21 protein-coding genes are annotated in these 18,946 nt (G+C 62.1%); 3 read left to right on the top strand and 18 right to left on the bottom strand.

Features of this window, described 5'->3' with window-relative positions; genetic code table 11:
• Window positions 1-5 precede the first annotated feature (5 nt).
• Entirely contained in the window at window positions 6-473 is a 468-nt protein-coding gene (locus tag BX592_RS15650) for a bactofilin family protein (protein WP_134192748.1), read from the top strand.
• Window positions 474-497: 24 nt separating this feature from the next.
• Window positions 498-872, top strand: a complete 375-nt coding sequence (locus tag BX592_RS15645; RefSeq protein ID WP_134192747.1) for a hypothetical protein — start codon at window positions 498-500, stop codon at window positions 870-872.
• Between the two features lie 20 nt (window positions 873-892).
• On the opposite strand, the gene BX592_RS15640 is transcribed toward BX592_RS15645, so the two are convergent.
• The 15 genes from BX592_RS15640 to BX592_RS15570 form a co-directional block, all read right to left on the bottom strand.
• Window positions 893-2,599, bottom strand: coding sequence for an ATP-dependent helicase (locus tag BX592_RS15640; RefSeq protein WP_134192746.1), 1,707 nt, complete (start codon window positions 2,597-2,599; stop codon window positions 893-895).
• Complete coding sequence (locus BX592_RS15635; protein ID WP_134192745.1) at window positions 2,599-2,844, bottom strand: hypothetical protein; 246 nt, start codon at window positions 2,842-2,844, stop codon at window positions 2,599-2,601. Before BX592_RS15635 ends, BX592_RS15640 begins: the two co-directional genes overlap by 1 nt.
• A 30-nt stretch (window positions 2,845-2,874) precedes the next feature.
• Window positions 2,875-3,747: an ATPase gene (locus BX592_RS15630; protein WP_134192744.1), complete on the bottom strand. Its 873-nt coding sequence runs from the start codon at window positions 3,745-3,747 to the stop codon at window positions 2,875-2,877.
• 192 nt (window positions 3,748-3,939) lie between these two features.
• Window positions 3,940-4,131 carry a hypothetical protein gene (locus tag BX592_RS15625; protein ID WP_134192935.1) on the bottom strand — a complete coding sequence of 64 codons (192 nt, stop codon included), beginning with the start codon at window positions 4,129-4,131 and terminating at the stop codon, window positions 3,940-3,942.
• A 155-nt stretch (window positions 4,132-4,286) separates the two neighbouring features.
• Complete coding sequence (locus tag BX592_RS15620) at window positions 4,287-4,895, bottom strand: IncC plasmid conjugative DNA transfer DtrJ family protein (RefSeq protein ID WP_134192743.1); 609 nt, start codon at window positions 4,893-4,895, stop codon at window positions 4,287-4,289.
• A complete protein-coding gene (locus tag BX592_RS15615) occupies window positions 4,885-5,169 on the bottom strand; it encodes a hypothetical protein (RefSeq protein ID WP_134192742.1) in 285 nt (94 codons plus the stop codon). Before BX592_RS15615 ends, BX592_RS15620 begins: the two co-directional genes overlap by 11 nt.
• Window positions 5,126-5,644, bottom strand: a complete 519-nt coding sequence (locus BX592_RS15610) for a hypothetical protein (RefSeq protein ID WP_134192741.1) — start codon at window positions 5,642-5,644, stop codon at window positions 5,126-5,128. Before BX592_RS15610 ends, BX592_RS15615 begins: the two co-directional genes overlap by 44 nt.
• A 9-nt stretch (window positions 5,645-5,653) precedes the next feature.
• Window positions 5,654-7,522 carry a conjugative transfer system coupling protein TraD gene (gene traD / locus BX592_RS15605; protein ID WP_134192740.1) on the bottom strand — a complete coding sequence of 623 codons (1,869 nt, stop codon included), beginning with the start codon at window positions 7,520-7,522 and terminating at the stop codon, window positions 5,654-5,656.
• A complete protein-coding gene (locus BX592_RS15600; RefSeq protein ID WP_166676366.1) occupies window positions 7,519-8,913 on the bottom strand; it encodes a TraI domain-containing protein in 1,395 nt (464 codons plus the stop codon). The genes traD and BX592_RS15600 overlap by 4 nt, the downstream gene beginning before the upstream one ends.
• A 2-nt stretch (window positions 8,914-8,915) precedes the next feature.
• Window positions 8,916-9,956 carry a type IV secretion system protein gene (locus BX592_RS15595; RefSeq protein WP_134192739.1) on the bottom strand — a complete coding sequence of 347 codons (1,041 nt, stop codon included), beginning with the start codon at window positions 9,954-9,956 and terminating at the stop codon, window positions 8,916-8,918.
• Complete coding sequence (locus tag BX592_RS15590) at window positions 9,956-10,702, bottom strand: TrbJ/VirB5 family protein (RefSeq protein WP_134192738.1); 747 nt, start codon at window positions 10,700-10,702, stop codon at window positions 9,956-9,958. The genes BX592_RS15595 and BX592_RS15590 overlap by 1 nt, the downstream gene beginning before the upstream one ends.
• 10 nt (window positions 10,703-10,712) lie before the next feature.
• Window positions 10,713-13,172: a VirB4 family type IV secretion system protein gene (locus tag BX592_RS15585; protein ID WP_134192737.1), complete on the bottom strand. Its 2,460-nt coding sequence runs from the start codon at window positions 13,170-13,172 to the stop codon at window positions 10,713-10,715.
• Window positions 13,166-13,429: a VirB3 family type IV secretion system protein gene (locus BX592_RS15580; RefSeq protein ID WP_243849582.1), complete on the bottom strand. Its 264-nt coding sequence runs from the start codon at window positions 13,427-13,429 to the stop codon at window positions 13,166-13,168. The genes BX592_RS15585 and BX592_RS15580 overlap by 7 nt, the downstream gene beginning before the upstream one ends.
• 40 nt (window positions 13,430-13,469) lie before the next feature.
• Entirely contained in the window at window positions 13,470-13,862 is a 393-nt protein-coding gene (locus BX592_RS15575; RefSeq protein WP_243849558.1) for a conjugal transfer protein TrbC, read from the bottom strand.
• A gap of 7 nt (window positions 13,863-13,869) precedes the next feature.
• Window positions 13,870-14,919 carry a TadA family conjugal transfer-associated ATPase gene (locus tag BX592_RS15570; RefSeq protein WP_134192735.1) on the bottom strand — a complete coding sequence of 350 codons (1,050 nt, stop codon included), beginning with the start codon at window positions 14,917-14,919 and terminating at the stop codon, window positions 13,870-13,872.
• A gap of 232 nt (window positions 14,920-15,151) precedes the next feature.
• On the opposite strand from BX592_RS15570, the gene BX592_RS15565 reads away from it, so the two are divergent.
• Window positions 15,152-15,592, top strand: a complete 441-nt coding sequence (locus BX592_RS15565; RefSeq protein ID WP_134192734.1) for a zinc-finger-containing protein — start codon at window positions 15,152-15,154, stop codon at window positions 15,590-15,592.
• A gap of 80 nt (window positions 15,593-15,672) precedes the next feature.
• Here the strand turns inward: BX592_RS15565 and BX592_RS15560 are convergent, their stop codons facing one another.
• From BX592_RS15560 to BX592_RS15550, 3 genes are all read right to left on the bottom strand, one after another.
• The gene (locus BX592_RS15560) at window positions 15,673-16,374 is read right to left on the bottom strand and encodes an endonuclease NucS domain-containing protein (protein ID WP_134192733.1); all 702 of its coding nucleotides are present in this window, start codon (window positions 16,372-16,374) and stop codon (window positions 15,673-15,675) included.
• A gap of 275 nt (window positions 16,375-16,649) precedes the next feature.
• The gene (locus BX592_RS15555) at window positions 16,650-17,879 is read right to left on the bottom strand and encodes a vWA domain-containing protein (protein ID WP_134192732.1); all 1,230 of its coding nucleotides are present in this window, start codon (window positions 17,877-17,879) and stop codon (window positions 16,650-16,652) included.
• Between the two features lie 7 nt (window positions 17,880-17,886).
• On the bottom strand, window positions 17,887-18,810 hold the full coding sequence (locus BX592_RS15550; protein WP_134192731.1) for a hypothetical protein: 924 nt from the start codon (window positions 18,808-18,810) through the stop codon (window positions 17,887-17,889).
• Between the last annotated feature and the right edge of the window lie 136 nt (window positions 18,811-18,946).

Below are 18,946 nucleotides of genomic sequence, written 5' to 3'. Positions count from 1 at the left end.
CACTCATGAAAACCCAGACGCTCAATGTGACGTTGCTCGCCGCCGGTGCAACCATCCACGGCGACCTCATCCTCGATCATGGACTCAGCAGCTTCGGGATCGTTGACGGCAACCTGATATCGAATGCCGGACTGCTGCATGTCGGCCTCGGCGGCATGGTCAAGGGCACCGTGCAGGGGGAACACGTGCGGATCGACGGCTCCGTTGAAGGCGACATCCGCGCACGCGCGACGCTCGAGATCAACGGCCGCGTGAAGGGCAACATCTTCTATTGCGGCACGATACGGCTCGGTCCACGTGCGGCGATCGACGGCCAGCTCAAGCGCGTGTCGCGCGAACTAACGATCGACGCGCCGGCTGCCGACGGCGACGCGAAGCTGCAGTCGCCCGTTCACGGTAAGGAGAAGGCCGCGCCCGCCGACGTTCCGCCTTCAAACGTCCAGCATCTGCCGCTCTCTGCGGCGAACAACTGACACGCCTGGCAAGGATCCTGAAAAATGAAACCCGAGCACCTCTGGAACATGCTTGTCGGCACCGTGACCATCGAGCCCGCTACCACGAGTGGCGCCCCGACCCGGGTCACACGGCGCGCCATGCCGCAGCGCGTAGCGGAACTGCTCGCGCTGCCGGAAGAACAGTGGACGGCTGCGGATCGCGCGCTTGTGAGCAGCATTCGCGACCTGGCCGGTGTCCTGATGCGCGGCCCGCTTCTGGATAGCGAGGCCGCCGGGTTCGGTATCGGCATTGGTGTAACGAAGGAGCTGCTGGTCTGCCTCGCCGCGTTCGCGCCGCCGGTTGACTCTCACGCAACGGCCGGGACGACGTCACAAAACATGCGCGACGTCATGCTCTCGAATTTGCGGGTTCTCTGAAGCCTGGAGCCCGCGGGTTGTCAGCGGGCCTCCGATTCGACGACGAAGCGCGACACTGCGTGCTTCCTGATGCTGGTCATGACGAGGCTTTCTCGCGCGCGGGTCATCGCCACATAGAAAAGCCGTCGCTCTTCGGACTCGGGGCTCTTGTCGTCGGGCACGACCCCTTCCTCCGCCCGCGATATCCATACGTGGTCCCACTCCAGCCCTTTTGAGCTGTGCATGGTGGTGAGAATCAGCGCGCCGGGCACCGGCTTGTTGTTATCGCGTCTGAGAAATTCGATGCGCTCGGTAAAAGGGCCGTTAAGCCGGGATATCACGTCATAGGTGGCCTGGATCGCACGGATCGCCGCCTCGGCCTTTGCATACGACAGCATCCACTCACGCACACCTTCGAGTGCAAGCGAGTAGAACTGGCGGCCGCACAGTTCCTGCCATTCGGCGAGACGCTTCATGAAGTTCCGGTACGCGGTCGCAGTCTCGTCAGTCAGCCCGAGCGCGACGAGATCCTTCTTCTGCTTCTGGACAAGCGTCGGCCCCATCGCGCGGTGCAGGCTGCCCCGACCGTCCGAACCCATGCCCATGTGAGCGAGCACCGCATCCAGCCCGTTGTCTTTCGCGCCCTGCACGATTTCGAGCAGGTTGCACAATAGCGCGCCCTGCGGCCGGTTCAGGACCGAGTACCCGGACGCGCGGAAATACGACACGCCGTGCGACTGGCACACCGCTTCGAGTGGGTCCAGAATGCGGTTGGTGCGCGCGAGAATCGCGCATGACTGGCCGGCCGCAAGCCGTGGCTGCATGGCCTCGATTGCCGCCACCGCGTCGGCATACTCGTCCTCGAACCGAAGACCCGAGACCGCACCGCCCCCGCCGCGCTCCGCATGCAGCAGCTTGGATATCCGGTCGACATTGTTCCGGATGACGCGGTCGGCTGCGGACAGTATCTCGTCGCGGCACCGGTAATTGCTGCCCAGCACGATGCGCTGCGCCTCGAAGGTCGAGGCGAAACTTTCCATGCCGCGCACGCCGAGCGCAGAGCGGAATCCGTAAATGCTCTGGTCGTCGTCGCCTACCACCGTGACGGTCGCGCCCGCGCGCGCATGCAGTTCGACCCAGCGGTACTGCAGCGGATCGGTGTCCTGGAACTCGTCAACGAGCAGATCGGTGACGGCGTAGGGCTCGATGTCGCCCGCCTCCATGCCCTCGACGGAAAGCCGCAGCATGTCCTGAAAATCGATCTTGCCGTTGCGCGCGAGCGCCTCCTGATACGCGTGATAGATCTCCGCTTCTGTCGTGCCCGCGTCGACCCGGCCGAAGTTGGTCTTGACCCGCTCGATGAGGGGAATCACCTCCTCGACCTTCCATGTCAGGCCACGCTCGGCGAGCACACGCGCGATGAGGCCCGCGCGATCGCCATCGGACGCGATGTCGCGCTTGCGGCCGGTACCGCCGCCCAGTTGCCGGAACGCAAGGGAGTGGAAGGTGCCGGCGAGCAGCCTGCGCTTCGCATCGGCGCCGGCAAGCGCGAGGATGCGATCGCGCAGCTCGGCGGCAGCATCCTTGCTGAAGGTGACTGCGCCAACGATGGCTTTCGGCTGCGACAGCAGCCAGGCGGCCTTGGCGGCAATCGTCTTCGTCTTGCCTGCGCCCGGGCAGGCGATGGCCAGGCAGGGCCGGCGCGACTCAACGACCTCGCGCTGCTGCGGGTTCAGTCCGTCGAGCATCACGCAGAAACGTCAAGGTCGTGCGGAGCGATTTCCCGGATGTTCCGGCGCTTTTCGGCCGTCCTTTCGCGATGGGCAAGCAGAATCCCACTCAGAACCACGATAGTCAGCAAAATCAGGGGCGCTTCCCACCATGGCAGAGTCAGACCGAACCAGTGAGCGCAGGCTTCAACAGCTTTTCCCGCAAGCGCCACGAATATGACGAAGCAACCTGCAATAGCTCCAGTTTCGTTGTGGCTGAGCATAATTCCCTCCCCGATCAGACAGCGGCCGACCTACCGGCCGCGCACAGTGGTCATCAGGCGCAGGTGTGTCATGTAGCCACGGACGCCGACCGGATGGAACTTGCGCAGGAAGCGCGAGGTTTCCTCGTCCATGTCCGACTGGTCGCGGATGCCGTTCCAGACGAGGAAATCGAAGTTGTCCATTACCCGATCGAATTTGAGCAGCAGCGACAGCAGCCGCATCGAGAAACGCGAATAGGCTTCGACCTCGATATCGAGCGATGGCAGGGTGACCGTCGGCACGAAGACGACATCGCCGCGCCCGGTCATCTCGGCCTGCGTACGCTGGCGGAATCCGCTCGCAACCTCGAGCTGCTCGTCGACGTACGCCTCCAGATCCGCGACCTGCTTTTCAAACCAGCCGGTTACCATGCCCTGGTCCTGCGCGCCGAACGTCGAGCGGCCGAAGCGCTGCATGTTGATGCTCATGCGATTTAGGTACGGCCACCACTGTTCAAACAGCGGCTTCAGGCGCGTATGGTTCAGGCGCACCGCGGCCTTCACGACGGCGGCACCCGAAAGCTGACGCTCCATCAGCTGACGGCCGATTTCGCGGCGACGCTGGACGATCGCCGCGCGTTCCGCCGGCGGCAGATCGCGGAAGAACTTGCGGGTGCGTGCAACCTGTTCGCGCTTCTCAGCCGCTTCCTGCTCGGAAATCATCCCTTCGCGTTGCAGGGTCGCGGCGTCGGCTTCCATCTCGGAGAGTTCGCGCTCGATCTCCCCGTCATCGGCTCCGTCGGTCACCATTGGTACGGTCGCCAGGCCCGTGCCTGCTGCGCCGGTCACATCCTCCGCGTTGCTGTCGAGTTCTGGCGCAGCGTGGCCAGCCACGTTCGTTTCTTCGTTGGTTGCGGTGCTCATTTGTCGTTCCTCTGTGGTGATGCGCGGGACGCGCGAGTCAACCTATTGTTGCGAGGAAGCGAACGAGCATTGAACTGAAAGAGGGGTTATTTGCGGAGCCTTTCGATCGAATGTTGGCTCCGCGAAACAGGCGCCGTCCTTGGTTACAGACGCGGCAATGTGATCCGGGTGTGGGGGGGGAGGATACCGTTGCTAAACGATCGAAAGAAGCTCCGCCAGTGGCGCATCGCCAAAATATTCCGCAAGCAACGGGAACAGAGCCTGGTCGTAGGCGGCATTCTGGACGGGGTCCAAATCGTTGTATTCACCGAATTTCGCAACGACCGACGCTTCGGCGGCCTTGCTGACCGATTCAAATATCGCTTTCGCTTGTGCGATTGGCATGTTCACAAGTGCTTTTCCATGGTTGCGACAACGGCTCGATCATAGCGGTCGCTGCGCAGCCGCGTCAAAGATCGATTGTCGTGCCGTCAACCAGTTGACGGCCTTAACCCGGAAAGAGAGTGGTTTTTGTGGAGCTTTCTCGCCGTGCGCTCGCCCTACTGGTAGGACGACGACGCTTTCCAGATCAGCACGCCGAGCACTGCGGTGACCACAATCCAGTACTGCGCGAGTACCGGGACCGGCGCGACGAGCACCGCAAATGCCACGCCGAACACGAGCAGGATGCCATGCCCGGCAAGGTGAAAGGACAGCGGGCTTGCAAAACCCGCCGCGGACGCCTTGATCTTGCGGCGCATTGAACCGTCAACGAACGCCGCGACACAGAAGACGGCCGTGCCGAACAGCCAGATCTTCATGACCGTCGCGCGGTAGACCACACGGTAAACCAGCAGCCAGAAATTGCGCACCCACGTATGCGCAAAGGTGGACACGCCGCCATCGTTGAGTCCATTTGATCGCGTGGCCTCGACGGTGGCACGCATCACACCGGAGTCGACAAACGCCCGGCGGAACAGCGAATTCGTGCGCTCGGCCGCTTCCCCCGCACGGTCGGCACCGAGAGCGGCCACGACCGAATCCGACTCTGCTTCCGGTATCTCAAAGAGCGAACGGTCCGGAATCGCCGGCATCACGAACACTGCCAGCAACGGCACGAAGAAAAACCACAGGCGGACGTGCGCAACGAAACGGCTACTACTGGCCATAGTGATGCATTCCGAAGTCGTATGCCCAGACCGCGATACGGGCGAACATGTAGCCAAAGAACGCCATCAGTCCTGCGAGACCTGCATAGAAATGCACGGGGCGTCGACTGACAAACAGCGCGAGGCCGTAGGCCATCGCACCGGCACCATGCTTGAGGTCAGTCGGCGCGGGCGCGTCGATCTCGTCCTGTGCGCGCGCCGTCGACAGCGCGCGACGCGCGAGACCGGTATCAACCCGCGACAGCTTCGCTATCAGCCAGATCGTGAGCGACATCGTAGTCCTCGAAGTAAAGGCGGAAGTTCTCGCCCGTGAGCGCGCGCGCGGCCAACTGGAAAGCTACGGAACGCTGCGTGATTCTCTCGGGGCACCGCTCATCCGACATCCCGACCGTCAGATTGCTGTGCCGCGCCTCGAACGCAGTAACAGGCTCGAGCATGGGCGACCAGACGTGATATTTCTCGCCGTCGCTTGCGACATAGCGTCGGGCATAGAGCAGCCAGGCGGGCGCAAATAGCCCGCGCATGAATGCGACGTGCGACTCGCCGGACTTGCGCGTCTTCTTGAAACTCGCGAGCGCGCTGTCGAGCATCTCCTTGACCAGTGGCTCCGTCTCGCCCATGTAGCGCTCGCCGATGAAATCCGCAACGCGCGAGCAGCACAACTCCAACTCGGGGGCGAGCGTAAAGACCGGGATGAGGCGCGCCGAGAGCTTGTGGTCGCGGATGATCTTCCTGAAGACAGCAGACATTGTTTGTTTTTATCCTTGGAGGATGGGAATACGACCCTGGTACACGGCGCCGCCAGAAATCCGCATGAAGTACTGCAGGTTCGGCAGCTTGTGTATCAGGTCAACGGGAATCAAAGGCACCTTTTCAAGTTGCAGCGAACGCGACACGGACCCCGAGAATTCACCGAGGTGCGCTTCGCTGCCGGTGCTCGTGCTGCCACTCATCACCAGATTGCGGATTGCTGTCTCGCCGACCTTGTCGGAGAACCACTTCGCGGTATCGCTGTCTTCCAAGCGTAAGACGATCTGGTTGTTGAGGTTGCCCAAAACCTGCAGCATTTTGGCGGCATTGCCAAGCTTCGCTTCGAGGTCCGCACGCGCCTGGAACGCGACGAACGTCTTGAAGCCGGCGCCGCGCCCCTTGTTCAGGATCTGGATCACCTGCTCGTTGATCGCTTCCGCGATCTCGTCGATGACCAGCACCACCTCGGGCGGCGATTCGTAGAAGTTGTAGATCGAACCGCACACCGCCGCGACGTCGGCAAGAATCATCGACGCGATCGCTTTCTGCACGATCGCGTTCGACAGCGAATCGAAGCCCATATAGAGCACCGCCTTCTGCCGGATGACCTTGTCGATGTCCCAGATCTCGCGTTCGTCCTCGAAGTCATCGGCCTTCGGGGCTAGCATCAAACCTGTTTCGCCCGTGGCGAGCATCTGCAGCAGCGGCAGCGCCGAGGCGATGATGCGCATGTAGTGTTCGCGATCGTGAACGTGCGTGGCGATCAGGCCGTCGATTGCTTCGTGGCCGCGATCGAGCGCAGCGAATCGCGCGTTGTAAAGCGCCACCATGCCGTCCACGACTCCAGCACCCGGCTTGTTGCCGAGCTTCACGGCATCCGCGGCAACGAGTGCCTCCCAGTCATGCAGGCCATGTTCACGGAAGAAGCGCTTCAGACTCTTTTCAAGCAGTGTCGTGATCCCCGACTGGGCGTACTTCAGGATCGAGCGCAGGGTCGGCTTGTCGCCGATGTACAGTTCGCCCTTGACGGCGCGATCGATGAAGAGGAACGCGAAATCCCGGAACGGCCCTTCTTCCATCAGTTGGGCGATGCGGCTCGGGATTTCCGATGGCTGCGACCAGTTTTCAATCGGATTGAGCCGGATCGATTCGGAGGGCTTGGCCTGGCTGAAATACAGAAACTTCCGCCGTGCCCGCTGACACTCCCGTTCAACCCGTTGCTTCCACTCGGCATCGTTCTTCGGGTCGATGATGATCAGAACGTCGCCACCGTGAATCACCTGCGTCGAGATGACTTCATAGGTGCGCGTCTTGCCGGCGCCGGTCGTGCCACCAACGAGCGTGTGCCCGGCCATGGCCTTGTAGTGGAAGGGCACAAGCCCTTTCTTTGCCTCCATGCCATGAATCCACGATACGCCCTGAGGCAGGCGATCGCGGATGCTGTCCTTTGGCGCGAAAATATTCTCGATCGCGGACTCGATCTCCCTGCCCTGCCGCGTCTTCGACAGCCACCGCGGCAGGCCGGGGATGTCGGTCGTCGGCATGCGCAGGATGTCATGGGCAATCTGGCAATGCTTCTGCGTCCATTCGTAGCCGATGCCGAGATACATCGAGTTTGCTTCCTCGCGCATGCGAAGCTGGGTCGCAAGCAGCTTCTCTATTCGAAGCGTCGTGAGCCATTTGGTCGATATGGCCATGCGGAATTTGAGTGCTTTCCAGACCTGCAACGAACGGACCGTGAGCACGACGAAGGCGAACAGCGCGAACGCCCAGCCGTATGGCATGCCGGACATCGGCAGCAGCACGACCGCAGCGAGCCAGAACAGCGCGGCGCGATTTTCATAGATCGGCCTGAAGTGGCTGATGTAACCGTTCATGTCGTCTCCGTACGCGGAAGAATGAGGTCACCGGCGCGCGGTGCGAGTGTGATCTCGCCCTGCCCGTTGGACAGCAGCAGGCTGCGTTTGCGCAGGTGATCGACAAGCGTGTCGCTCGCGATACCGTAGTTACCGATCAGGCGCTTCTGGATGACGAGCCCCTTGTCCGTCCACTGCACCTTCGCCTTGCCGCCGGCGACGTCCTCGCGCAACGCGCGGAACAGATCGAGAATCATGTTCGGCGCACCCTTCAGTACGTCATCAAATGCAGTAGACGTATCCGGGCTGACGCCTGTTTGCGGTGCGCGCATGTCGGCTGGATTGATTGCCGCGGCCCCGGATTCGCCTGGCGCGAATGGGAGCCCCAGCTGGTCGGCAGCGCTCGCGCGCTTTGCGGCTGGCTCAATGGCCGTTGCCGGCGCATCGACGATCCCGATCGCCTCGAGCAGTGAACGCGGTGCGGCAGCCCGACCATCGTCGGACGACGTCGATGGCGGGCTGGCTGGTGCCTTCGCGGTATTCGCTTCGTGTGCCGGAGCCTCGCCTTGCGCCGTGGGAGCACCCGCGCCCGTTTTCGGACTCGCTTGCGCACCGCAGGATTGTGGTGCAGCACTCGACGCGGAACCCGCCGGCGGCGCGGGACTGGCAGCGGCCGCCAGTTGCTCAGCCGGCGGCACCGCCGCGGCAACAGGCGCGACTACAGTGCGCTGCGCCTTGCGCTCGAAATCGACCGCGGCGTCGATCGCCTGGCGGACCACCTTGTGCGTGAGCGTTTCCGCTTCCAGCGGTTTCGCGTTCGGGTTGATCGCACCGAATACTTCGGCGAGCACCTCGGCATCGAGACCAGCGAGCAGGTCGCTGCCAATCAGCATCTGCGCGAGCATTCCGGTGCGCATGCGTTCGACCGGCAACACCGCCGCGCGCCGCTCCACCCGGTATGGCTTATCCGAAAGCCACGGCCCGGCTGCGCCCTGCACGGAGGGATTCCAGTGCGCCCCGTCGCCATGCCGTTCGATGACGAAATGACGGTACGGCTCATCCAGTCTCGAGCAGACGGCCGCGAGAAACACCCCATAGTTGTACTGCGGCTCGATGCGGCGGCGCTTCTCGGACGGCAAATTGGTGCCGAACTTCTGCCCGCCGGCGAGGCGCATCGCGTAGAACGCCGTTTCCACGGCACAACGGAATGCGCCGCCCGGCTCCCGGTAGAGATCCGACGACAGCGGCATCGAGGAAAACCACCCGGCGCAGCGCCGCAGGACTGACAGCCACTTTCGCTCAAAGTCATTGCCGTTCGCCTCATTGGCACATTGGCGGATGAGATCAATTCGTTTGCCGTGCAATGCCAGCAGATCTTCTGCCGATGCCGGTGCATGGAGCGGGATTGACATGATCAGACAGCCGCCGCCGCCGCGCGTCCTACCTTGCCGATCGCCGAACCGCTCGCACTTGCGCCGCCGCCAAACATCGCCGCCATTTTTGGAATCTCGAATGACAGGAGAAAAACGAACAGCGACAGGTCCAGCACATAGGACGCAGCGTATGGCGTTGTAAGCGAGAGTCCGTTTCTCAGCGAGTCCTGGATTGCACCCGCCACCGAGTTCGTCACCAGCCGGGTCAGAATCGCCGCGACGACGACGTACATGCCGGCGCTTATCATGTAGTCGAGCCACGACCTGAACCAGCCGCGGGTGAAGGACGAAAATCCAAGGGCGAGCGCAATCTGCCCGACGACGAATCCGACGGCCATCTGCACCTGCCCGATGCTGACGAAAAACACGAAGACGATCGAAGTAATGGTCAGGACGATCCAGGCGAAGAACAGCGGGACAACTGACGTGGCGATCGCAAACCACTGCCACCACGTCGATGATTTGAACGCCGAAATGAAGCCATCGAAAAGCCCGCCCGCGACCGTGAAAATAATGCTCCCGGCATTGGTCATGTTCGCGCCTCCGCTGATGGTCTGCGAGAGGCTGAAGAACCACCTGTAGAAATTGGGCGCCCAGCCTGCGTACCCGGCATAAAATCCCGCAAATATGCCGAGAACCGCGAGTTCCTCAAACAGCGCTACCCACGCTGTTACCGGGTGGTGCGCGGCCGAAAACTTGACGGCGGCAAGCACGATCGTGATCACTGCGAGACCGAAAGCAAACCTGTCTGCTTCGGGGCGGATTGACTGGCTTGCCTCAACGGCGGCGTCGACGACACGCGCAACGACCTCGGTCAGTTTCTGGACGGCCAGGGTGCTGCCCTGACTGACCTCTGTCGGCTGGACTGTCGGTCCTGTGGCCGAATTTGTTGGCGCGGGGGTGCCGGCCGGCAGCTGTCCCGCGTCGTCAGCACGCGCGACCGGTACGCCGACCAGGCCCGTGACACAGGCAATGAGCGCAATCAGGATGGCGCGCTGGCCGCATCGGAGATAGCGTCCCATTATTGTTGTCCGGTGTAGCCCAGGGCCGCCCGTTCGGCGTTCTGCTGGTTCATGAAGCTCTGTGCGGCCGCCGCGGCGGCCTGGTTCTGGGCGGTCGCGACGGCAGACTGCTGTGCATCGCGCTGCTGCTTCGCCGCCATCATCTGCATCATGTCGGCGTTCTGGCTGGTGACGATGTCGAGGTAATGCGTTGTCAGTTCCGCCGTCGCCTGCTGGGTAGGCGTCTGCGAAAGCTGTGACTGCAACTCCTGCCGGCGTTGCGCGAGCTGCTGCGTGTGGGTGAACACGTCGTTGCCCATCTGGAACAGGTCAGTCGCCGCCTTGTTGTTCTGGTCGTTCAGCGAGGACATATCCTGAAACCATTGCGTCGGCGACTTGCCCGACGTCGAGATCAGCGTCTGCACGTGACCCAGCCATGCTCCGCCCTGCTGCAGATTGCCGTACAGACTGGTCAACGTGTTCGTGAGCGCCCGGGTCTTGCTCATATCCGAGGTGATCTGGTCATACTGCGACTTCATGGACGTCGGATCGAGGTTCTTCGCCTGCAGCAGCTGGTTCTGCATCATCTGATACTGATAGCCGATGTTGGTGTTCTGGTAGATCTCACCCTGCACCGCCTTCATCGCGCTAAGCATGTTCTCCAGAAAGTTGCTCGGGTCGAATACCGTCAACTGTGCGAACGCGCCCTGCGCAACACCAAACGTCATGCCGGCGAGCAGCGCCAGCCGTACCGCAAATTTTTTCATGGTTGTATCCTCAGTCAAGCGTCAACATTTCCGCCACATACGCCTCGCGCCAGTTCGGCGCACCTGACGCGTGGTGACGGTCCAGCACCGCCTGCGCGCGGCCGTCCGAGCGCAGCATTGCAAGGATTTCCTTCGGGAAGCTCGCCTGGAGCATCCGCGTCTGGTCAGGCGTGACCAGCAGGTAATCGCGGTTGGGCACCGCGTTGGCGATCATGTCGATCTGGTGTTCGGTCAGCCCGAACCTGTCGCGATACAGATGAAGGCTGCTTCTGGCATCCCGGTTCGGCAGATAGACGATGTTCGGAATGTTCTCCTTGAGAATTTCGAAGTCCGCGATCCGTGCCACCTGCGCGAGCGACTGGGTCGCCAGCGCGAGCGTCGCGTTGAGTTTGCGGATCGTGACCGCCCATACCTCAAGGCGCTTGTAGAAGCGCTCATTCATGAAGAAGAATCCGGCTTCCTCGACCTCAATGACCGTATAGCGCTTGCCATCGAGCCACTGGGCGATGCGGTAGAACGCGTAGTCCATGAACAACGCCGCAGCGGCCGGAAAGTTCTGGAACAGATCGCCCATCTCGATCGAAAGATCGTCGGAAAGCGCGAATGCGTCGTCGACGTGATCAAAAAAGCGCCCGTTCTTCTCGCCCTGCGTCCAGACCGCAAGCCGCTCGCGCAACTCGTCGGGCAGCAAGGTGTTCAGGAACGACAGCGTCCAGAATTCGCGACCATAGCCTTCGCCAAGCGTCGTCACCGCATCGAAGATGATCCGTTCGTGTGTCTTGCTACACCGGAAGTCATCGTCCTCGATGGCCATTTGCACCCACTCGGCGACGTACGGAAAGTGCTTCGCATCATGCAGAAGCGACAACGGATTGACGTACGTTGCTGCCTCGAAGCGGCCTGTTGCGTCAACGAACCTGCCGCCAGCGAGCAGCGTCGGGATACGCGTTGAACGATCCTTGTCGAAGCGGATGCGGCGCGCCTTGTGCCGCCCGGTCTGCGACATCAGGAAATTCAGGAAGATGGATTTACCGGCGCCGATCGGGCCAAGCACCAGCAGGTGCGATTTGCCGCCCGGATGATGGAGGCTCACCCTCTGCAGCGTGCGGTGTCGCGTCGGCAGGATCGTGAGCGGCCCCGTCTGTTCGCCCGACTGCTGCGTGAGCCAGTCATTGACGGTCGGCCCTTCCGGCACGCTTCTGATCGGTGCAATGTCGGACACCGCCGGCGTCTCAACGAACTGCAGGCGCTTCTGCTGGTCCCACCGGCCGGGCAGGCTCGTCGCCCAGCAGGCGCCGAGGTTTTCCGTCTCCACGATGAGGCCAAAGCCCGCATTGCCGATGCGCCCGACGACGTCACGCGCCGCATCGTCACATTCCTGCACCGTATCGCCATAGACGATCACCGAGATGTTGGCGAACCCGTACTGCTGCCCATCGGAGACAAGCTTCGCCAGCGCCTTCTCCGCCTCGTCGGCGAGTATTTCGCGGCCTTCGTCGTTCTTCTGCTCTTCCTTGGCGAGATACCCCTTGATGATCGCCCAGGGGTTGAATGCGGCCACCTTGTAGAACTTGCGGATCTTCTCGATGTACGCCGAGGCTTTCGTCTTGTCGAGAAACCGGAACATCACGCAGATGTCCAGTTCGGCATCCACGTCGCACAGTACGTCGAGCGCCGCCTCCTGGAATCCGAGCCATTCCTTGACGGCGATGACCTTGGCGTAGCGCTTGCCATAGGCCGACTCGAACAGCAGGTGCTCGGCGCCCGGCGTCACGTAACTTTCCGTCAGGTGCGTGTCCAGCATCGTCACCGGATAGCGCACGCGCCGCGGCGGCACCGTCACGTTTGCCGTCTGATGCAGGTAGGCCAGTGCATTCTGCAGTTGCAGGCGTTTGGCCTTCAGTCGTGTGATGCCACCCCTGAACGCATCGAGGACCGACTCGAAGCGACGGATATCGGACGTCAGCCGTTCGATGTCGAACGCGAACGCGCTGCGCGAGAGAATCAGATCCTTCGCCGTTTCGAAGATGGCGAGAGGGATCGACTTGCCGCCCACCGTCATGTGATAGGCGACCTTCTCGAAAACCTTGTTGATACCGGTTTCCGGCGTATACGCGAGCGCAAGCGAATGCGTGTTGCGAAAGAACTTGCCGCTCGTCGCGCTCGCCTGGTTGATGCTGTCCACGCGCGCGTCCATCGACGCGCCGAACTCGCCCGGAATCTCCTGGCGTACGCGCCGGTGCGACAGTCGCCACCATGCGGTAACGCGGTGATCGAAGTTGCGGCACGCCTGGTCGAGGTTGTCGCGCGCGGCCGCGATATCGGACGCATTCGGGCTGTCCGCGTCAACGCCTTCAAACGTGTAGACGGTCAGCAGGGACCCATCCTTGTCGAGGATCAGCTCTGGCGTGACCATCGTCGCCCAGGGTGCGATCTCCTGAATCGGGCGCTTGACGAAACGTTTCAGCATGGCAGGTCCTGATCGAAACCATAGGGCCGTTTGAACCGCGCCGCGAACTTCGCCGACGGACCCGGCTCGTACACATCGGGATACCGGTTGTAGACAACCATGATCTGCCGCCACCACGGGTCGCGTTGCGTCTTCCAGCGCAGCAGCCAGTGCACGCCGATGCCAATCGGCAGGAACGCCGGGGTCGTGCTGGCGTAACAGAGCAGCAGCGTGATCGTGCCGTTGAAAATCGCAAGTCCGCGATCCGCCCCGCCCATCTGGCGCGGCAGGGACAGCGAGCGGCTGACCTTGACCGGCTTACGCACAGGAATTGACCAGATGCAGATGGTTCTGCGCGATCGGGACTGCGGCGGAGGCAAGACCCAGGCCGACAAGGCCGGTCGACAGCAGCTTGCCGATCGTGCCTTCGGAGTTCGCGATGGCGACCGCGCCAAGGATGATCAGCACGACGCCGATGCCGAACAGCCACGGGCCGCTGATGTAGCCTTCGATCAGGCAGATGACGTCGGTCGCGCCGCTCAGGTCCGAGAGGTCCGCCGCGAGTGCGAGCGGCGCAAAACTCGCGAGGCCTGCGGCAATCAGGGTGGTGCGGATCTCGCGCCGGCTGAAGAGCTGCCGCGCCAGCAGCCCCAGCTGCGTGCGCACAAGAACCAGCAACATGGGTAGGGTTTGCTTCATCTGGATGGTCACTCCGTGGTTAAAAGACGCGTTTGAGGACGTAGTCCCCGTTGCTGAAACCCTCGACCTTCACGATCTCGGATATGTGGCGCAGCTCACCGGTGCGACGCAGGTGAACGACGTAATTGATGCAGCTCGCGATGTTCTTGCGCATGTCGTCGAGTTCCCAGCGCGAGCCGGCCGGGATGCCGAGCATGGCGAGACTCTCCAGACGCGTGAGCGCGGAGCGGGCGGTATTGGCGTGGATCGACGCCAGGCCGCCGTCGTGGCCGGTGTTCAATGCCTGCAGGAGGTCATACGCTTCACCGGCGCGGACTTCGCCAACGATGATCCGGTCAGGGCGAAAGCGCAGGCATAGCGCGATGAGCACGCGGGGCGTGACGCCCTTCTCTTCGTTGGAAAGCAGCCGCACCCGGTTCGGCACGCGCAGCTTCAGTTCCATCGTGTCTTCGACGGAGATGACGCGCTGGTCCTCCGGAATCTCCGCGATGAGCGCATTGAGAAACGTGGTTTTGCCGGTGGACGTGCCGCCGGCGACGAGCACGTTCTGGCGTTGCAGGACGAGCTCGCGCACAGCGGCCATCAGGCTGTCGTTTTCGATGCCGGGCGCAAATTCAATGTCGCGCACGTGTTCGTCAAGCGCCAGCGCCTTCGAGAAGGCACCCATCGCGACGTAGTCGCTCAGGGACAGGTGCGTGTCGCGGTGCTTGCGGATCGACAGCGCGTGGCCGTCGATCGCGGTCGGCCGCATCACCGCGGCGATACGCAGGTTCTGATGACCGGCATTGATGATGCCCTGCGAGGTGCCCGGCTTCGCCGACTTCTCGACGGACGCGGCGAGTGACAGTACCGCGCCGTTCAGCGTTGCCTGATTCAGTTCGATGGGCAGCCGGTGCATCCTGCCGCGGTGTTCGATCCAGACGTTGCTGAAATCGTTGATCATGATTTCGGCGATATCGGGTGCCTCAAACTGCTCCTTCAGCGGCTTGAGGGACTCGAAAAACATCTTCACCGCGCTCGCTTCGAGCGGGCGCAGTTTGAGCAGGGAGGTTTCGGCGGCTTCGGACATGACTGCTATTCTTCGGGCTGCCCGACGGCGCGACGGACCGAAAGAACAGCCAAATGCGCACGCTTTCGCCGGTTACTCTGCGGCTGCCTGCGCGACGATGATCCGGCGACGTCCGGGGGAGTGCCGTCAACCAGTTGACGGCCTTAACCCGGAAAGCTCCAGAAAATGTCGAGCTTTTGGGTTAATGTGGGCTGCTATTCTGTGGTAGTCGCAACCCTTTTTGAGGATCCCCGTGCGCGTTGCCCGTCCCGTGAAGGCACTTCCACAGCCTCTGTGCGATTACTGCGGTGCGCGCGCCCAGCTCGCGCGGTTTGGCGACGTGCCGTATCCCTACCGGGAGGACCACGGCCCGCTATGGATCTGCACATCATGCCAGGCGTGGATTGGCGTGCATCCGCGCAGCAAACACAACACGCCGCTCGGCCGGCTCGCCAACGCTGCGCTGCGCGACGCGAAGAGCGGCCTGCATGACGCGCTTGAGCCACTCGCCGAAGCGAAGGCACGCAGGGACCGCGTGACGATCTTCGAGGCGCGCGCCCGGGCAGTTCGATGGGTGGCGACCGAACTCGGATTCGAGCCGGTGCCGCCCGGCCTGCACGCTTTCAGCCTCGATCAGTGCGAGCAGGCGCTGCGTTACGTGGGCGCGTGGAAAGTACATCGACACTCAGGATGACTGCGACGCCCTCGACGCTCAGCTCGTCTGAGTCCGCACACCAGTCAATAGACCTTCGCCACCGATCCAATATTGCGACGTCAGTCATCAATTGCGACTGAATCGAACGCGAACTGAACGCGATAGCGAACCAGCGAGAGCGCTGTTACGGCTTCCGCTGCATAGCGGACGGGTTCGGGGAAGTCGCTGGCGATCAACATTCCTCGTGGTGGCTTACCATCCTGTCGAGCGTACCAACCAAGGTACCGGGCGATCTGGCCAACCGCAGCATCTTTTGCCTCCCCAACCTTCAACTCAATAACCACACGGCGCCCGGTTGCGTCTTGGGCAAGTATGTCAACACGACCGATATCGATGACCACCTGACGTTCGACGAAACGCAGTCCCTTCTCAAGCGCGTCCAGATTGCGAATCAGATGCTCTTCCACGTCTCGTTCGAGACTGATCGACGTCTCGATCAATTGCTCGATGGTGTCTTCGTTGTCCAGCTCGCCTGTGGTTGTCGGATCATCCACGGCTGGTGCCCAGACGTTTGGCCCGTGCTTATTCTCATCGTAGATGTGAAACCGTCCATCTTCAGATCTGTACAGGAATTTTTCCGCCGACTTTTGATGCTGATATGCCTTGGGCTGGTTAACAGCGCAGCCGTAAAGGTGAGCATTCAGGGTGCCGGGCGTCCACTTCTTTGGATAGGCGCTGTTGATATGGTCTCTGATCTCTCGAGAGGTCACTCCCGGCGAGGATTCAACAAAATGCCGAATAGCACCGGCCATGGTTGTCATGGTAGATCCTTTGATTCTTTTAATGAGCTGTTGTTAGTCGTCCAGGCTCCGTTGCGTCGCGATATCGGTACGTGGACTGAGTTGGGCTATAGCGTGGCTTTGGAATTGTCGCATGCTTCGCGCGCGGATCGGGCCACTGGATAGTCGTCTTGCTGAGCGCCTGCTCGAGGTCGATTTCTGCCTATTTGCATAACGCATCGACAAATTTCGCGGACGAAAAAAAACCCGGCTGCATGAGCCGGGTGTGTTTCAGAAAAATGGGCCATTCGCGGCGCTTAACAGATCACTTCCACCATCTCGCCGAACGGCGCGAGATTCGCGCTGCGCAGTGGCACGGTTGACGCCCACAGCACCGGATACGGCGGTTCTGCGTCCGGATAGCGGCCGAACGTGTCTGTGAGGTAGACAACGAACACGGGGTTGATGTCCTCGCGCGCGAGCCGCAGAAACGGGTCCGTGAACGCTGTTCCCCCGCCGCCACGAACCGGCAGCAGCTCCACCGGCTCGCCACGCTCGAACACCTGCATCTGCGTGACGCGCGTATCGCAATCCAGCACGATCAGGCGCCGCGGCCGCAGGCTTTCGTTCATCGCCATGATCTCGGCGGCAAACTGGGCCTGCGTCCCGTCGAACACCGAACCGCTCGAGTCGCGCACAAACACCGCGTCCCCAACCGCCGGCTCGTGCAGTGCGGGCAGATACAGGCCCATGTGCACGTAACGGCGATTCGGCATCGCGAAGCTGTAATCGGTCGGCGAGGCCTGCTGCGCGAAGCGATGCAGCACCGCCCGCCAGTCGACTACCGGCTCGACCGCCTGCTGGATCATCGCCTGCAGGTCACCGGGCAGATCGCCGCGCATCTGGGCCGCTTTCGCGGCCTGGTGCACGGCGACCTTCCATTCCGCTTCCTGCAACGGCTTGTCCTCGCCGTGATACTGCCGGACCTCGCCACAGGAAGGAGATCCGCCCGGCGACTGGCCACCTTGCGGTGTGTTCGCGCCGTTCGCGGATTGCGGGTCGCCCTGCCCCTGCAAAGGGTTCGGCTGATTGCCTGCATCAGAGTTGCCACCCTGCTGGCCGGCCCCGCCCTGCCCGTCCTTTTGCGCCTCCCGGCGTTCCTGGGCGAGCACGGCGTAGATCTCCTCGGCTGACATGCCCCTGAACCGGGGATCAACGAGCGGTTTGCCGGGAAGCAGCATCCCCGCATCCAGCACGATCGGATTGATCGCGTAGTCGCAGGCATCGTTCCAGAGATCCGGGTCGCGATCGCCAGCCCGCCAGCAGTGACCATTGGCTGCGTGCAGCACTTCGTGCCCGAGGACGCCCCGCACTTCGAGATCGTTGATGGAGGCGAGATACGCCGGGTTGTAACCCAGCGACACCCCGTCGGTCCAGAACGTCTCGCAGGACGGATCCTCGATCGCTTTCAGACGCAGCGCCAGCGCGCCGAAAAACGGCTGGTCCAGCACCAGCGCCGTACGCTGCTTCGAGATACGAGGGTCCATGGCCACCTCACGCGACAAGCCGCAACTGCAGCTTCTGCGGCTCTGCCGTTACGGCCGGCATCGGCGCCGACGGTGCACCGCCCATGAACGCCGCCATCAGGCCTTCGATCTCGTGCGCCTTCGCCGCGACCTGCGAGCGCAGCACATTCGATTCCTTGAGGTCCGCGCCGCTGTACACCGCAAGGTGCGTGCGGGCCTGCTCGAGGATGTGCGTGAGCTTCGGATCGTTGGAGAAGTTCAGCTTCGGCAGCAGTGCACACAGTTCGCGCACCTGGTTGGCGACGTCGAGCCGCACATTGCCAGAGGCATACAGACGCGAGGCCAGATTCGACACCGCTTCGTACAGCCGGCCCACCAGGTCGTTGTTCGCGTCGGCAATCGACTTCATCACGTGCTGGTCGATTTCCGAACGAAGCGACGTGAGCACGTCGTCCGGCAGATCCACGCCGAACTGGCTCGCGTCCGGGAACGGCAGGACCGCCATGCGCACGCCGAACTTGCCCGACAGTTCGGCCAGCGTCGGGTAGTCGGCCTCGTTGAAAAGGCCGTTCAGTTCCGCACGTGCCTTTTCCTTCAGGTCCAGGTAGTCCGTGAGGAACACGCGAACGGCGAGGTCGAACTCGTCCTTCATCGCGCGCATCTTCTCCGCGAATTCCATGTAGATCATGGTCGGCAGCAGCCGCACACCCAGCTGTCCGTAATGCAACGTGTGGGCGTAGTAGTAGCTGCTGATGCGGTTGCCGATGGATGCAACCTCGGCAAAGCTCGGTGCGTGCTCGGGCAACAGGCGCTTGTTGAAACGGCCAATGCCGCGCGTCTGATGCTTCGTCTCGACCTCCTCGGTGACCTTGCCATCGTAGCGTCGCGCAACCCAGATGGATTTCGTAACCGAACAGAGCATGACTTTGGACTGGATATCGGTAATGTTCATGGAGAACTCCACAAAAGAAAAAGTGAATGGATGAAGCGGAAAATCGGCATAGGGGACAGCCATAAGGCCGTACCCCTGCCACACCACCCGGCGTGCGGGTCCGCACCGGGCGGTTCGGGAAGTTGAGGTTATGAGA

The organism is Paraburkholderia rhizosphaerae (genome assembly GCF_004366595.1).
In the GTDB taxonomy this organism is placed as follows: Bacteria; Pseudomonadota; Gammaproteobacteria; order Burkholderiales; family Burkholderiaceae; genus Paraburkholderia; species Paraburkholderia rhizosphaerae.
The sequence above is the reverse complement of the archived record's forward strand: the minus strand, read 5'-3'. Positions and strand labels throughout refer to the sequence as shown.

Excerpts from the sequence above, each read along its gene's own strand:
- BX592_RS15650 (WP_134192748.1), top strand. The coding sequence starts at position 6 with ATGAAAACCCAGACGCTCAATGTGACGTTGCTCGCCGCCGGTGCAACC.
- BX592_RS15645 (WP_134192747.1), top strand. The coding sequence starts at position 498 with ATGAAACCCGAGCACCTCTGGAACATGCTTGTCGGCACCGTGACCATC.
- BX592_RS15640 (WP_134192746.1), bottom strand. The coding sequence starts at position 2,599 with ATGCTCGACGGACTGAACCCGCAGCAGCGCGAGGTCGTTGAGTCGCGC.
- BX592_RS15635 (WP_134192745.1), bottom strand. The coding sequence starts at position 2,844 with ATGCTCAGCCACAACGAAACTGGAGCTATTGCAGGTTGCTTCGTCATA.
- BX592_RS15630 (WP_134192744.1), bottom strand. The coding sequence starts at position 3,747 with ATGAGCACCGCAACCAACGAAGAAACGAACGTGGCTGGCCACGCTGCG.
- BX592_RS15625 (WP_134192935.1), bottom strand. The coding sequence starts at position 4,131 with ATGCCAATCGCACAAGCGAAAGCGATATTTGAATCGGTCAGCAAGGCC.
- BX592_RS15620 (WP_134192743.1), bottom strand. The coding sequence starts at position 4,895 with ATGGCCAGTAGTAGCCGTTTCGTTGCGCACGTCCGCCTGTGGTTTTTC.
- BX592_RS15615 (WP_134192742.1), bottom strand. The coding sequence starts at position 5,169 with ATGTCGCTCACGATCTGGCTGATAGCGAAGCTGTCGCGGGTTGATACC.
- BX592_RS15610 (WP_134192741.1), bottom strand. The coding sequence starts at position 5,644 with ATGTCTGCTGTCTTCAGGAAGATCATCCGCGACCACAAGCTCTCGGCG.
- traD (WP_134192740.1), bottom strand. The coding sequence starts at position 7,522 with ATGAACGGTTACATCAGCCACTTCAGGCCGATCTATGAAAATCGCGCC.
- BX592_RS15600 (WP_166676366.1), bottom strand. The coding sequence starts at position 8,913 with ATGTCAATCCCGCTCCATGCACCGGCATCGGCAGAAGATCTGCTGGCA.
- BX592_RS15595 (WP_134192739.1), bottom strand. The coding sequence starts at position 9,956 with ATGGGACGCTATCTCCGATGCGGCCAGCGCGCCATCCTGATTGCGCTC.
- BX592_RS15590 (WP_134192738.1), bottom strand. The coding sequence starts at position 10,702 with ATGAAAAAATTTGCGGTACGGCTGGCGCTGCTCGCCGGCATGACGTTT.
- BX592_RS15585 (WP_134192737.1), bottom strand. The coding sequence starts at position 13,172 with ATGCTGAAACGTTTCGTCAAGCGCCCGATTCAGGAGATCGCACCCTGG.
- BX592_RS15580 (WP_243849582.1), bottom strand. The coding sequence starts at position 13,429 with ATGGGCGGGGCGGATCGCGGACTTGCGATTTTCAACGGCACGATCACG.
- BX592_RS15570 (WP_134192735.1), bottom strand. The coding sequence starts at position 14,919 with ATGTCCGAAGCCGCCGAAACCTCCCTGCTCAAACTGCGCCCGCTCGAA.
- BX592_RS15560 (WP_134192733.1), bottom strand. The coding sequence starts at position 16,374 with ATGACAACCATGGCCGGTGCTATTCGGCATTTTGTTGAATCCTCGCCG.
- BX592_RS15555 (WP_134192732.1), bottom strand. The coding sequence starts at position 17,879 with ATGGACCCTCGTATCTCGAAGCAGCGTACGGCGCTGGTGCTGGACCAG.
- BX592_RS15550 (WP_134192731.1), bottom strand. The coding sequence starts at position 18,810 with ATGAACATTACCGATATCCAGTCCAAAGTCATGCTCTGTTCGGTTACG.